The 13,237-nt window shown below is 67.2% G+C and carries 13 protein-coding genes; 6 read left to right on the forward strand and 7 right to left on the reverse strand.

Annotated features, from left to right (window positions below; all coding sequences use genetic code 11):
* Window positions 1–6 precede the first annotated feature (6 nt).
* Together KUG43_RS00420 and hemL are read right to left on the reverse strand one after the other, a co-directional pair.
* Window positions 7–1,206 (reverse strand): ABC transporter substrate-binding protein, encoded by a 1,200-nt coding sequence (locus KUG43_RS00420; protein WP_216905156.1) that lies wholly within the window; start codon window positions 1,204–1,206, stop codon window positions 7–9.
* Complete coding sequence (gene hemL, locus KUG43_RS00425) at window positions 1,203–2,531, reverse strand: glutamate-1-semialdehyde 2,1-aminomutase (RefSeq protein WP_286194234.1); 1,329 nt, start codon at window positions 2,529–2,531, stop codon at window positions 1,203–1,205. The genes KUG43_RS00420 and hemL overlap by 4 nt, the downstream gene beginning before the upstream one ends.
* A gap of 144 nt (window positions 2,532–2,675) precedes the next feature.
* Between hemL and KUG43_RS00430 the strand changes: the two genes are divergently transcribed.
* Window positions 2,676–4,175 carry an FAD-linked oxidase C-terminal domain-containing protein gene (locus KUG43_RS00430; RefSeq protein ID WP_286194245.1) on the forward strand — a complete coding sequence of 500 codons (1,500 nt, stop codon included), beginning with the start codon at window positions 2,676–2,678 and terminating at the stop codon, window positions 4,173–4,175.
* A gap of 21 nt (window positions 4,176–4,196) precedes the next feature.
* Here the strand turns inward: KUG43_RS00430 and KUG43_RS00435 are convergent, their stop codons facing one another.
* The gene (locus KUG43_RS00435; protein WP_216905159.1) at window positions 4,197–5,921 is read right to left on the reverse strand and encodes an alpha/beta hydrolase; all 1,725 of its coding nucleotides are present in this window, start codon (window positions 5,919–5,921) and stop codon (window positions 4,197–4,199) included.
* Here KUG43_RS00435 and KUG43_RS00440 point away from each other — a divergent pair.
* Together KUG43_RS00440 and KUG43_RS00445 are read left to right on the forward strand one after the other, a co-directional pair.
* Complete coding sequence (locus tag KUG43_RS00440; RefSeq protein ID WP_216905160.1) at window positions 5,912–6,292, forward strand: hypothetical protein; 381 nt, start codon at window positions 5,912–5,914, stop codon at window positions 6,290–6,292. The two genes, KUG43_RS00435 and KUG43_RS00440, sit on opposite strands and share 10 nt — an antisense overlap.
* A gap of 175 nt (window positions 6,293–6,467) precedes the next feature.
* Window positions 6,468–6,755: a hypothetical protein gene (locus KUG43_RS00445; RefSeq protein WP_216905161.1), complete on the forward strand. Its 288-nt coding sequence runs from the start codon at window positions 6,468–6,470 to the stop codon at window positions 6,753–6,755.
* A 9-nt stretch (window positions 6,756–6,764) separates the two neighbouring features.
* Here the strand turns inward: KUG43_RS00445 and chrA are convergent, their stop codons facing one another.
* From chrA to KUG43_RS00465, 4 genes are all read right to left on the reverse strand, one after another.
* Entirely contained in the window at window positions 6,765–8,081 is a 1,317-nt protein-coding gene (chrA, locus tag KUG43_RS00450; RefSeq protein WP_353617871.1) for a chromate efflux transporter, read from the reverse strand.
* Window positions 8,082–8,404: 323 nt separating this feature from the next.
* Window positions 8,405–9,208, reverse strand: a complete 804-nt coding sequence (locus tag KUG43_RS00455) for a class II glutamine amidotransferase (protein ID WP_216905162.1) — start codon at window positions 9,206–9,208, stop codon at window positions 8,405–8,407.
* 40 nt (window positions 9,209–9,248) lie between these two features.
* Window positions 9,249–10,304: a sulfate ABC transporter substrate-binding protein gene (locus KUG43_RS00460; protein ID WP_353617872.1), complete on the reverse strand. Its 1,056-nt coding sequence runs from the start codon at window positions 10,302–10,304 to the stop codon at window positions 9,249–9,251.
* Between the two features lie 125 nt (window positions 10,305–10,429).
* Window positions 10,430–11,446: a sulfate ABC transporter substrate-binding protein gene (locus KUG43_RS00465; RefSeq protein ID WP_216905164.1), complete on the reverse strand. Its 1,017-nt coding sequence runs from the start codon at window positions 11,444–11,446 to the stop codon at window positions 10,430–10,432.
* A gap of 207 nt (window positions 11,447–11,653) precedes the next feature.
* On the opposite strand from KUG43_RS00465, the gene KUG43_RS00470 reads away from it, so the two are divergent.
* From KUG43_RS00470 to KUG43_RS00480, 3 genes are all read left to right on the forward strand, one after another.
* On the forward strand, window positions 11,654–12,085 hold the full coding sequence (locus KUG43_RS00470) for an RrF2 family transcriptional regulator (RefSeq protein ID WP_216905165.1): 432 nt from the start codon (window positions 11,654–11,656) through the stop codon (window positions 12,083–12,085).
* A gap of 179 nt (window positions 12,086–12,264) precedes the next feature.
* The gene (locus tag KUG43_RS00475) at window positions 12,265–12,816 is read left to right on the forward strand and encodes a Crp/Fnr family transcriptional regulator (protein ID WP_216905166.1); all 552 of its coding nucleotides are present in this window, start codon (window positions 12,265–12,267) and stop codon (window positions 12,814–12,816) included.
* Between the two features lie 64 nt (window positions 12,817–12,880).
* Complete coding sequence (locus tag KUG43_RS00480; RefSeq protein ID WP_216905167.1) at window positions 12,881–13,072, forward strand: hypothetical protein; 192 nt, start codon at window positions 12,881–12,883, stop codon at window positions 13,070–13,072.
* Window positions 13,073–13,237 lie beyond the last annotated feature (165 nt).

Consider the following 13,237-nt stretch of genomic DNA (forward strand, 5'->3'; position numbering starts at 1 on the left):
CGGGGCTTACTTGAGCAGGGCGAAACGTCCGCTGCGCCCGCCCGGATCCATGCGCACCTGGGCCACGAAGAACTGGCTCTGGATCACCTCACCCTCGGGGGTGAAGCGGATCTCACCCAGGGGGGTGGCATAGGTGCCGGCCAGGAGCTCCTGCATCAGCTGCTTGCGGGTCGCCGCCAGGGGGGCGCCGGTCAGGGGCTGGCGTTTGTCGAGGCGCGCCAGGGCCTCGCCGATCACCTGCAGGGCTGTGTAGGCCTGGGCGGTGAGCTGGGGCGGAATGGCACCACCTTTGGCGGCCTTGAAGGCCTTGAGGAAGGCCGCGTTGGCAGGGGTGTCCAGTTCGGGGCTGTAGGCCTGGGCGATCAGAAGCCCGTCGCAGTACTTCTGGCAGATCGGGTAGATGTTGGGCGTGTTCATGCCGTTGCCGGCCACGATCAGCCCCCGGTAACCCAGCTCCCGCAGCTGGCGGATCAGGTTGCCCCCATCCACCGCCTGCAGCGACAGCACGATCAGATCGGGCTTCTCCCGCAGGGCGGCGCTGATCTGGTTCTGGAAGTCCTGGTCGTTGAGCTGGGTGCGCTGCACGGTCACCGGCTCAAGGCCCTTCTCCTTGAGGGCCTTCTGGAAGATGGTGGTCTCGGCGGTGCTGTAGGCGTCATCCTGGGCGTAGAACACCGCCGCCCGCTTCAGGCCCGGCTGGATCTTCAGGGCGCGCTCGATCGCCAGGGGCGCGATCACCGAGCTCTCGGCCGACACCCGGCTGATGAAGAAGCCGATCTCCGGGATGCCGGTGGCCGTATTGGAGGGGGCCACCACCGGCACACCGCGGCGCTGGGCGATGGGGTCGGCGGAGAAGGCCTGCTGGGAGAGGGTGGGGCCGATCAGGGCCAGCACGCCCCTGTTGATCTGCAGGGTGAAGGCCGCGTTGGCCCCCGGTTCGTCGCTGCCGCTGTCCTCCAGGGCCAGCTTCAGGGGCCGGCCGTTGATGCCGCCGCTGCCGTTGCGCTGCTGGAGGGCCAGCTCCAGGCCGATCTTCTGGTCCTGGCCGTAGACGTTGGCGTTGCCGGTGAGAGCCAGCACAGCCCCCACCGGCACCCCGCCGGTGACATCCACTGGCTGGTTGGTGTCATCGCTGCCGCAGCCGGCCAGCAGCAGGGACAGGGTCAGCAGCCCCGTGCCGAGCCGCAGGAGACGACCGACGCTCACGCCAGGGTGCGGAAGACGTCGCGGAAGGCGGCGATGGTCGCGTCGATGTCGGCGTCGCTGTGGGCCAGGGAGGTGAAGCCGGCCTCGAAGGCGCTCGGTGCCAGGTAGACGCCGCGCTCGAGCATGCCGCGGTGCAGGCGGCCGAAGCGGGCCGTGTCGGCGGCCTTGGCCTGCTCGAAGTTGTGCACCGGCCCCTCGCAGAGGAAGAAGCCGAACATGGCGCTGATGTTGCCGCCGCAGCAGGGCACGCCCGCCTCGGCGGCGGCGGCCTGGATGCCGTCGCTGAGCCGGCGGGTGATCGCCTCCAGCCGCTCGTAGCTGCCGGGTTGTTTCAGGAGCTGCAGGGTCTTGATGCCGGCGGTCATGGCCAGGGGATTGCCGCTCAGGGTGCCGGCCTGGTACATCGGCCCGGCGGGTGCCACCATCGCCATGATGTCGGCCCGGCCGCCGTAGGCCCCCACCGGCAGGCCGCCGCCGATCACCTTGCCCATGGTGGTGAGGTCCGGGGTGACCCCGAAGCGGGCCTGGGCGCCGCCATAGCTGATGCGGAAGCCGGTCATGACTTCGTCGAACACCAGCAGGGCCCCGTTCTCCTTGGTGAGTTCCCGCAGGCCCTCGAGGAAGCCGGGCTCGGGGGTGATGAAGCCCGCGTTGCCCACCACCGGCTCCAGGATCACCCCGGCGATTTCACCGGGGTTGTTGGCGAACAGCTCCTTGACCGATTCGAGACAGTTGTAGGGAGCGGTGAGGGTGCTGGCCGTGACCGCCCGCGGCACCCCGGGGGAATCGGGCAGGCCGAGGGTGGCCACCCCGGACCCCGCCTTGACCAGGAACATGTCGGCGTGGCCGTGGTAGCAGCCCTCGAACTTGATCACCTTCTCCCGGCCGGTGAAGGCGCGCATCAGCCGCAGCACCGCCATGCAGGCCTCGGTGCCGGAATTGACGAAGCGCACCATCTCCACCGACGGCACGGCGGCGATCACCAGCTCGGCCAGCTCGTTCTCCAGCACGCAGGGAGCCCCGAAGCTGGTGCCCTTCTCCAGGGCCTGGTGCAGGGCGGCGATCACCTCCGGATGGCTGTGGCCGCAGATGGCGGGGCCCCAGCTGCCCACGTAATCGATGTACCGGTTGCCGTCCACGTCCCAGGCGTAGGCGCCCTTGACCCGGTCGAAGACGATCGGCTGGCCGCCAACGGACTTGAACGCCCGCACCGGGGAACTGACGCCGCCGGGCATGAGCTTCTGGGCGGCGGCGAAGATCTCCTCGGATCGGGTGGTGAGGAGAGCAGGGGCCGAGGTGGGCGCTGAAGGGGTGGCCGAACTCAAGGCGGGATCCGCGGAAGGTGGACGCATTCGTTTCCCATCCTGACCCAGAAGGGTGCCGGGGTGCCTGGCCTCAGTAAGTTCGGAAGCAATGCCCCCCCTCCCCCGGCCCACCGGAGCCCCTGCGTGACGATCGACTGGGCCGCGATGGAGCGCCACTGCCGCGCCCTGCTGCCGGCGCGGGCGGTGGTGGCGGCGGCCCAGGAGCTGCTGGCCTACGACTGCGACGGCCTCACCCTGCACCGGGCCCAGCCCCCGCTGGTGGTCCTGCCGGAAACCACCGAGCAGGTGGCCGCCATCCTGAGGCTCTGCCACCGCCGCGGCGTGCCCTTCCTGGCCCGCGGCAGCGGCACCGGCCTCTCGGGCGGCGCCCTCGCCGAGACCGAGGCGCTGGTGATCGCCACCAGCCGCATGCGCTCGATCCTCGATGTCGATCTGGCCAACCGCCGCATCACCGTCCAGCCGGGGGTGATCAACGGCTGGGTCACCCGGGCGGTGGCCGGCGACGGCTTCTACTACGCCCCGGATCCCTCCAGCCAGGTGGTCTGCTCGATCGGCGGCAACGTGGCCGAGAACTCCGGCGGCGTGCACTGCCTCAAGTACGGCGTCACCAGCAACCACGTGCTGGAGATGGAGGTGGTGCTCCCCGATGGCACGGTCACCACCCTGGGCAGCGGCCTGGCCGAGACCCCCGAGCTGGACCTGCGCGGGGTGTTCATCGGCAGCGAGGGCACCCTCGGCATCGCCACCGCCATCACCCTGCGGCTGCTGCGGGCGCCCCAGAGCGTGGCGGTGCTGCTGGCCGATTTCACCGCCATGGAGGCGGCCGGGGAGGCGGTCCGTCTGGTGACGGCGGCCGGGGTGCTGCCCGCCGGGATGGAGATCATGGACAACTTCACGATCAACGCCGTCGACGATCTCTTCGGCCGCGATGAGTACCCCCGCGATGCGGCCGCCGTGCTCCTGATCGAACTGGACGGCCAGGAGCGGGAGGTGACGGCGGCTGTGGAGATCGCCGGTGAGCTCTGCCGCCAGGCCGGGGCCCGCACGATCCGGCGCGCCTCCAGCGAGGCCGACCGCGCCCTGCTGTGGAAGGGGCGCAAGTCCGCCTTCGCCGCCGTCGGCCGCATCACCCCCACCTATTACGTGCAGGACGGTGTCGTGCCCCGCAGCGCCCTGCCCGGGGTGCTGGCGGCGATTGAGGAGCTGAGCCGCCGCTACGAGCTGCCGGTGGCCAACGTGTTCCATGCCGGCGACGGCAATCTCCACCCGCTGATCCTGTACCGGGCCGATGAGCCCGGCGTGATCGAGCGGGTGCAGGAGCTGGGGGCCGAGATCCTGCGTCTCTGCATCGACGCCGGCGGCAGCATCACCGGCGAGCACGGGGTGGGCAGCGACAAACGCTGCTACCTCGACTGGATGTTCGCCCCCGACGACCTGGCCACCATGCGGCTGGTGCGAGAAGCCTTCGACCCGGCGGGTCTGGCCAACCCCGGCAAGATCTTCCCCACGCCGCGCAGCTGCGGCGAATCGGCCCGGCGTCAGGTGGCCCATCGCCACATCAAGGTGGAGCACCACTTGCCCAAGGAGGCGGCCGAAGTGGAACAACGGGACGTGGAGTCACTGGCCTCCCTGGACGTGTTCTGAGGGCTTCGCCCGCGCCTGGAATCAACGGTTGTTCTTCTTGAACGTCTCGATGGCGTTCACCAGGCCCGGAGTGGAGGCTCCGCTGATGAAGTCGAGCTTGAAGGTCTGGTTCTTACTGAGGTACTGCGCGTAGGCAGGGCGAAGGAATGGCCGGAAGCTGTCACTGTTCTGGATGTGGGTGGCGAAGAAGGGCACGATGATGGCATTGACGTAGCCGCTGATCAGGCCCTGGCTGGGCAGGGTCAGGTTGGTGGCGGATTTGATGGCGTCTTCGATGCCTGGGTCGATCTTGCTGAAATTCACATGGGCCTGCCCCTCGGCCATCATCCAGTACCGCTGAGGAACCGTCAGCCAGGTGAAGCTGGCGGCTTGCTCCATCGCGGCGGGAGCGGCGGGATCGTAACTGCCTGAACCAATCAGGATCGGGATCGTGATGTTGCTGAGGCCCTTGGGGCCAAAGATGGCCCGATTCACCGGATTTCCGGCAAACACAGCCGCTGCCCGTGGATCCTGCAGTTGGTAGGTCTGGCGGGGTAACTCTAGGGCACGACACTGCAGCAACAAAGAAGCATTTAAACCGCCGAACTCACGATCGCATTCCTGCTTGAGGTGGTCAAAATCGATGCTGGCTCCAGCAATCGCCAGCACGGTGTAGCCACCGAAGGAATGTCCGGCGACCCCGACCCGTTCCAGATCTAGCTTGCCACCGAATTGCTTCTGGTTCCTGCGCCCCAGTTCGTCGATCACGTAGCTGATGTCCTTGGGACGGTTGACGAACTCCTGGCCGTCGAAGATGTCCTTGTGCAGACCATTGAGCATCTCCTTGAGCCAGATCGCGTCGCTGCCGGGGTGTTGCGGTGCGGCCACGAGAAAGCCATGGGTGGCCAGATGCTTGAGCGCCTCCTCGAAGTCCTCCGGGCGTGAGGCCAGACCATGGGAGAAAACGATGATGGATGTGGCTTTCTGCTCCTTTCCTTCCGGCCGGTAGACATCCACGTAGAACTTTCGTTGTCGGCCCTGATCCACCAGATTCCAGACATCTTTCTTCACCACGAAGGGACCTGGCTTGCGTGGATCCGGCAGCGCGGCATAGTCCACCGGTGTCTGGGTGGCCGCTTCCTGGGCCGTGAGGTTTCGCAACGTGGTGGTGAGGGTTTCGGTGGCCTTGATCACCCGTTCCCCGGCTTTCGCTGCCCCCAGTACCGCCTCCCCATGAATCTGCACATTGGTGGGCAGCTGCTCGAGCACACTCAGCAGGCTCAACCCATCCTTGGAAAAGGCCGCAGCCACCAGGGCGGAGCGGATGGCGTACTTGCCGTTGCCAGCTCGGGTGATCGTGATGGCCCTGCCCAGTCGCTCCAATAGGCTCTCGCCCATCGCGCTGTTGAAGAAGCGCGAGACCAGCAGCGGATCCATCGTCGTCTTCTGAACCAGCGCCTTGCGAAACTCCACCTGTTGCTTCGGGGAGGAGAATTGCAGGAAATAGGCAAGATCCTCAGGAACCTTGCCGGAGTCGGCAAAGGTTTTCAGGGAACTGATCTTCAGCGACCGGATCAGCGGCCCATAGGAGAACGACAGCGTTTCGCCCGCCTGCACGGGTGCGGCGGCCATCAGGGCGCCGGCCAGGCCTGCGGACAGAGCGGCAATGACACCGGCAAACGAGCGCTTGAGCACGGGATCAATTCCAATCTTCCATCCTACCAACCGGTGCGGTTGACGCTGCCGTCGCAGCATCGGTGGCGCCATGGCTTGCGGTGTCGAGCAGTAAAAACCGTTGCTCGGCTTCGATGCTGGCCGCAGAACATGTTGTCGAGAAAGACATGGGGAGGCCCAGCGTGAATTTGACCATCTCCCCAGGCGCTCGTTGTGTCGGTTCCTGGAAAAGCGGCAGCGGAAACTCCCCCTTCGTTCCTCCCATCAACCGGGCTGCTGCCTGGATGAACGATGTGTCGCGTCGGCCATTGTTCTGCACCCAGGCCTACAGCCTGATGCGCAAGGACTGCACGGACCTGACCGGATGGATAGGGCGTCAGGCCCATCCTTACGCGAATGCTTTCATGTTCCGCGACGGCATGAGGGGGCATCCGCGCCTGGAGCGTTTCCCCATGCGCAGGTAAGAGACAACAGCATTCACTGGATCAGACGACCTTCGCAGCTGGTGTTTCAGGCCGAGGACTACGGCTCGGACATCATTGAGCGCTGAGCCTTGACGGACATGCCCCGTAGGAGGCGCTTCGCTGGACTGCCATTCGGTAGGTTTCCGCTCCACTGTCATTGCTCTGTCCCATCCCGATGCACCAGCCCCTCTCCGCCGCCCTGGTCCTCAGCCTCCTGATCGGGGCTGTACCCCCCGCCCAGGCCCAGTCCCCGGTCGTCAGCCTGATGGCCAAAAAAGTGGCCGAGCGCTACCAAAAGTCCACTTGCGACCAGCTCTGGGCCGCCCGCAGCGAACGGCGTGGGTCGCAGGAACAGCGGGTGTTCGAGATGCTCAGTGATGAACCCCAGATGCGCCAGGCCTTCTTCGATCAGATCGCCGGCCCGGTGATGAACAAGCTGTTCATCTGCGGGATGATCCCCTGAGCGAGCCACTCAGCCACCGGCGGTGAGCCACCAGCGCCCCAGGCCCACCGCGGTGGCGGCGCCGATCACCGGCAGGGCCCCCAGTCCCCGGCCCAGCAGCACCACCGCCGCCAGCAGCACCAGCACGGCGCCGCCGTCGACGCCGCCGCTGGGGGCCAGGGCCGGTCCGGCCAGGTAGAGCGCCAGACTCAGAATCACCCCCACCACGGCGGCGGTGATGGCGGTGAGGGGGGCGCCGACGCGCAGGTCCTCGCGGCTCGCCTCCACCAGGGGGCCGCCGGCCAGGATGAACAGGAAGGAGGGCAGGAAGGTGAACCACACCACCACCAGGGCGGCCACGACGCCGGCCGACAGGGTGCCGCTGCCGTTCCAGCCGCCCATGAAGCCCACGAAGGCCACCACCATGATCAGCGGCCCCGGTGTGGTCTCCCCGAGGGCCAGGCCGTCCACCATCTGGGCGGCGTCCAGCCAGCCGTAGGTGTCCACCGCCCCCTGGGCCACATAGGGGAGCACGGCATAGGCGCCCCCGAAGCTGACCAGGGCCACTTTGGTGAAGAACCGGGCCATCGTCGCCAGCTGGCCCTCCCAGCCACCCGCCAGGCTCAGCAGGGCCAGGGGCAGGCCGAGGGCCACCCCGCCCCCCAGCAGGGTGAGGGCGAGGCCGGGCCAGTGGAAGCGGGCGTGGGCGGGGGTGGGGGTGTCGTCGCCGTGCAGGGCGGCCTCCGGGGGGGTGGCGCCCCCGGGCGCGCCTGGGGTATGGGGTGAGGGGCCCCGGAACAGGGCCGGTCGCAGCCGACCGCCGAACCAGCCCACCATGGCCGTGGCGATGATCAGGGCGGGGTAGGGCACCCGGCCCACGGCCAGGGCCAGACAGGCCGCCGCCGCGATCATCACCAGGGCGGGGTTGTGCAGCGTGCGCCTGCCCAGCCGCCAGGCCGCCTGCAGCACGATTCCCAGCACCGCCGGTTTGAGCGCCCAGAACACCGCCGCCAGCACCGGCAGCTGGCCCCAGAGGGCGTAGATCGCCGAGAGGCTCAGCAGCACCATCACCGAGGGCAGCAGGAACAGGCCGCCGGCGATCAGGGCGCCGCCCAGGCCGTGCATCAGCCAGCCCAGGTAGGTGGCCAGCTGGGTAGCCTCCGGCCCCGGCAGCAGCATGCAGTAGTTGAGTGCGTGCAGGAAGCGCCGCTCCGACAGCCAGCGCCGGCGCTCCACCAGTTCGGCGTGGAGCAGGGCGATCTGGCCGGCCGGCCCGCCGAAGCTGACCAGTCCCAGCCGCAGCCAGAAGCGGGCAGCGGTGGTGAGGCTGAACGGATCTTTCAGCACCGATCGGCACCGCGAAGGCTCACAACTTAGTCAGTGGGATGTCCCCGGCCGTCGCTGAGCGGATGTGTTTCCAGTTACATTGGCCGAGCCAGTCCGTGGGGGCTCTTTCTTCAGTCCGTGGTCGAACTGGCGTGCCTGGATGGTGATGCTGGCGGGTGTTCTTGTCGGCCAGGTGATCGGTTTCTCCCCCCAGTTGTTCGTTCTCATCGCCGTCTTCTGTCTGCTTGGCGGCTGGATGTTCGATCGATGATCCAGGCCCACATCCCGCTGTGGTGCGAGTGACGTTTCGTTCGATGATCGCAGGTCGGCTGATGTTGCCTGGCTTAGAGGATGGGGATAACGGGAGCACCAGGGGGCTGGCGGTGCACCACCTCTCCGTCCACCAGCAGAACGGCTTCTCCCGCCTGCAATGGCAGCCATTCCTCGTCGGTTGTGAGTGGTTCGGTGCTGACGATCGTCACGACGTCGCCATCGCCGGCCAGCTCGGAGAAGTCGACGCTGAGGTCGTCATCGGCCAGGGTGGCACGCCCGAAGGGCGACCGTCGTGTGATCCGGTGCAGCCCGCTGCTGGCGTGGGCGAACAGCCAGCTGCCGTTGCTGATCAGGCAGTTGAACGTGCCCTGATGCTCCAGCCGCCGCGAGGTTTCGACCAGGATGGCGAAAGTGGCCTCCAGATCCTCCGGATCGGCATCGGCGGCGTTCAATTGCTCAAGGATCCAGCAGAAGGCAATTTCACTGTCGGTGGATCCCTCCGGCCGAAACAGGTGGGTGCCCGGCAGGGGCCCCAGCAGGTTGCCGTTATGGGCGAACACCCACTCCCGCCCGCGCCAGCGGCGATGGAAGGGGTGGCAGTTCTCCAGGGCGACCACCCCCTGGGTGGCCTTGCGGATGTGGGCGATCGAGCAACGGGAGCGCAGATCCAGGCGCGCTACCCGGGCGGCGATGGGCGAGAAGGCCGCCGGGGCGTCTTCCCGGTACAGATGCACGCCGCGGCCGTCGGGGTCGAAGCTGGCCACCCCCCAACCATCGGCGTGGACGCCGGTGGCGCCGCCTCGGCGGGTGAGGCCATGGAAGGAGAAGCGCATGTCGGTGGGGGTGTTGGCGCTGAGGGCCAGCAGTTCACACATCACCCGAGGTCCACCGACGCCCCCATTCTCCCCGCCGGGATCAGCGCGAGCGGCTGAACAGTTGGTCCCAGACCCCGTCCTTGCCGAAGAAGGTGGCGTTGATCTTCTCCCAGCCGCCGAAGTCGCCGGCCAAGAAGACCTGCTTCACGGGGGCGAAGCGGTGCTTCACCCGGCTCCAGACGCCCGGGCTGACCGGACGGAAGCCTTCCTCGGCGAAGATCTCCTGGGCCGGCTCACTCTGGAGGTAGGTGGCCAGGGCTTCGGCGGCCTTGCGGGTGCCCTTGCGGTCCACGTTGCGGTCGATGACGGCCACCGGGCCCTCGATGCGGATGTTCACCTCGGGCACGATGAAGGGTGCCTTGAGATCGCCACTGCGCTTGGCCAGGATCGCCTCGTTTTCGTAATTGAGCAGCACGTCGCCCTGGCCGCGCTTGAGGAACACGTCACTGGCCTCGCGGGCGTCCTTGGGCAGGTTGTCGACGTTGCGGTAGACCGAACTGACGTACGCCCTGGCCTGGGCCTCGCTCCCCCCGGTCTGGCTGATCGAGCCCCACAGCCCCAGGAAGTTCCAACGGGCACCGCCGGAGGTCTTGGGATTGGCCGTCACCACGGTGACGCCCGGCTTGGCCAGATCCGCCCAGGTCCGGATGCCTTTGGGGTTGCCGTCGCGGGTGATGAAGGCCACCACCGAATGGGTGATGATCGAGTCACCGGGCAGATCCTTCTCCCACCCCGGCTGCACCAGGCCCGCCTCCTGCAGCTTGAGCACGTCACCGGCCAGGGCCAGGGTGGCCACGTCGGCATCGAGGCCATCGATGATCGCCCTGGTCTGGGAACCGGAGCCCCCATAGCTGGTCTTCACGGAGATGGCCTGGCCGGTTCGGGCCTTCCAGTCGGCTTCGAACCTGGGCAGGATCCGGTCGTAGGCCCCCTTGGTCACGGCGTAGCTCACCAGCAGCAGCTCCTGGGGAGCGCCGCTGCCGCCGGCACCTCCGCCACCCTCGGACCGGGGGCTGCAGCCGGTCAGGGTCAGGCCCCCCAGCAGGAGGCCGGTGATGGCGAGGGAGGCGGCGGAACGGGCGGAGCGGGAAACCACGGTTTTCTGATCGGTAATTCGGTAGAGCATACACCGGTATCCCGATCGGCTAACCAGAGGCCCCTGCGCCCCTGGTCCGCCTCCCCTGGCCTGTTCCACCCCCGCTCAGGGGGTCAGCTCCTGGCTCAACGGGACTTGGAGAAGATCGAATCCCAGAGACCTCCTTTGCCGAAGAACCGCTTGTTGATGGTGTCCCAGCCGCCGAAGTCCCGGGCCGTGAACAGCTTCGAGACTGGAGCGAATCGGGATCTTGTCTCGGCTTTGACCTTGGCGTTGACGGGTCGGAATCCCTCCTCGGCAAAGGCCCGCTGGGCCGGCTCGCTGTACAGATACCTGGCGAAAGCCTCGGCCACCTTTCGGGTTCCCTTGCGGTCAACGTTCTTGTCGACTACGGCGATCGGCCCTTCGATCAGGATGTTGGTGGTGGGCACGATGTAGGGGGTTTTCCAGGTGCCGCTCTTCCTGGCCAGGATCGCTTCGTTCTCGTAGTTGAGCAGCACATCACCCTGGTTGCGTTTCACGAACACGTCGGTCGCCTCACGGGCATCCTTGGGCAGGGTGTCCACATTGCGATACACGTTCGTTACGAAGGCGCGGGCCTTGGCCTCATTGCCGCCTGTTTCCGTCACCGAGCCCCAGAGACCCAGGAAGTTCCAGCGGGCGCCGCCGGAGGTCTTGGGATTGGCGGTGATCACCTCCACATTCTTGTTGTCGAGATCGCTCCAGGTGCGGATCTTCTTCGGATTGCCGGGTCGCACGAAGAACGCGACCACCGAGTTGGTGATGATGCTGTTGTTGGGATTCTCCTTCTCCCAGCCCGGACGGATCAGGCCTGCCTCCTCGAGCTTCAGGGTGTCGGCCGTCAGGGCCAGGCCCACCACATCCGCCGCCAGGCCGTCGATCACCGCCCTAGTTTGGGAGCCGGAGCCGCCGTAGCTGGTGCGGATGACGACGCTCTGACCGGTCCGCTTCTTCCAGTCGGCTGTGAATCGGGGAATGATCTTGTCGTAGGCCGCCTTGGTGACGGCGTAGGAGACCAGCAGCAGTTCCTGATTTTTCGCCGGTTGCTGCGCCTGGGCGTTCAGGGGCAGCAGGGTGCCGGAACCCCCCAGGGCGACGGCGACGGCCAGGGGGGCGGCCACCAGGCCGGGATGCCAGGGGCGGCGAGCGGCTGGCGGGACCGGCGAGGAGAAGGGATGAAGCACGGTTGTCCGATGGGTGAACTGGTGAAACCTATCCGTCGCGCCGCCGCGGCGATGTAGGGCGGATGACATCCCCCGGGTGTCTGGCTGGCGGCTGGCCCGGGGGTGGGTGCTGTCACAATCCCCGTAAGACAACCGTGGAATCCCGTGGCCTTCAGTGCGAAAACCGGCTACGGCCTCGTCTCGCTCATGGAGCTGGCCGCCATCCATTCCCGCGGAGGGGTGCTGCAGGTGGCGGAGATCGCCCAGCGCCAGGACATCCCCGACCGTTACCTGGAGCAGATGCTCGCCAGCCTGCGACGGGGGCAGATCCTGCGCAGCATCCGTGGCCCGAAGGGGGGCTACCAACTGGCCCGGCCGCCGGCGGAGATCTGTGTCGATGACATCGTCAGCTGTCTGGAGGGGGAGGTGGCCCCCCGCTCCGCTGGCCAGAGCGCCACCCCCGAATTCGAGGTGCTGGGCCGGCTGGAGCAGCGTTTGGAGGAGGCGCGCCTGGGGATTCTCTCCGGCACCACCCTGCAGGACCTTCTGGACCAGCGGGACCACCTGGCCCAGGCCCAGGCCATGTACTTCATCTGAGGTAGAGCCCCCGCTGGATCGTTAAATAGACCACATTGCCGATGGGGAATGTGAGGTATGGTTCTGGGGTCCCCGCAGGCTCCCCATGTGCTGTTGTCGGCGAATGCCTGTTGCCAGCCGACCGCTGGCCGTTCGCTCTGCCCAGATGACCCCGTACCCATCCCTTCTTTCCTGCGGCCATGACCACCTCACGCCCACCCCAGGCCCTCCGCCTCACGCTCCTGCCCCATGACGTCCTGCCCGATGGGCTGCACTGGAGAATCCAGGACGGCTACATCCGCACCGCGTCCCACGACGAGGACGGCGAGTCCTTCACCCTGGGCCTCTGGGGCCCGGGCGACTGGGTGACCAATGCCTACTCAGCCCTGCGGCCGGTGGAGATCCAGTGCCTGTCCACCGTCGTGGTGGAGCAGGGCCATCCCAGCGACTCCGAAATCCTCGCCTTTCTGCACCACCAGATCAGGAACACGGAAGAACTGTTCGAGATCAACCGGGTCCGCGGCGCCGACTCGCGGCTGCTGAGGCTGCTGCGCTGGATCGGCATCCGTTTCGGGCAGGTCAGCAGCCGGGGCTACCGGCTCTCTCTGCGCGACATGAACCTCACCCATCAGGCCCTGGCGGAGATCTGCGGCCTCACCCGGGTGACGGTCACCAAGACCCTCAACCATTTCAAGCGCCTCGGCCTGCTGCATCAGGTGAGTGACACCGACCTGATGGTCAGCATCCCCTGAGCGCGCCGAAGCATTTCAACCCCACATTGTTCAGCACCCATCCTGTTCAACAACCCTGATCGTCATGGCCGCCCAGTATTTCCGCTCCAGGCTCAGTGAGCCCCAGCCCCAGCGCTTCACCCTCGTCTTCCGCAACGGTGAGCTGCTGCGCCACCAGGACCCCCTGGCCGTGGCCCAGTACCTCGCCGATGCCCGTTTGGCGGAGGTTCATTCCGAACCTCCGCGGCGCCGCGCCGGCGCGGCTCAGATCGAGTAATCCGGTTGGAAGGCGTGGGCCTGGCGGTTGATCCCATGCCGTCGGTCGCCGGGCTTGAGGTTGGCGACGTCGACCTCTTCCCGGGGGAACTGGGCCACCACCACCTCTTCCGTGTCGAGCACCAGTTCCGCCTGCAGGTCGCGGCCCATGTGGGTGAGGCGCCGC

This window comes from Synechococcus sp. CCY 0621, assembly GCF_019038465.1.
GTDB lineage: Bacteria > Cyanobacteriota > Cyanobacteriia > PCC-6307 > Cyanobiaceae > Cyanobium.

Coding starts and splice junctions, on each gene's coding strand:
- KUG43_RS00430 (WP_286194245.1), top strand. CDS start 2,676: ATGGAGCGCCACTGCCGCGCCCTGCTGCCGGCGCGGGCGGTGGTGGCG.
- KUG43_RS00435 (WP_216905159.1), bottom strand. CDS start 5,921: ATGGCGCCACCGATGCTGCGACGGCAGCGTCAACCGCACCGGTTGGTA.
- KUG43_RS00445 (WP_216905161.1), top strand. CDS start 6,468: ATGCACCAGCCCCTCTCCGCCGCCCTGGTCCTCAGCCTCCTGATCGGG.
- KUG43_RS00455 (WP_216905162.1), bottom strand. CDS start 9,208: ATGTGTGAACTGCTGGCCCTCAGCGCCAACACCCCCACCGACATGCGC.
- KUG43_RS00475 (WP_216905166.1), top strand. CDS start 12,265: ATGACCACCTCACGCCCACCCCAGGCCCTCCGCCTCACGCTCCTGCCC.
- KUG43_RS00480 (WP_216905167.1), top strand. CDS start 12,881: ATGGCCGCCCAGTATTTCCGCTCCAGGCTCAGTGAGCCCCAGCCCCAG.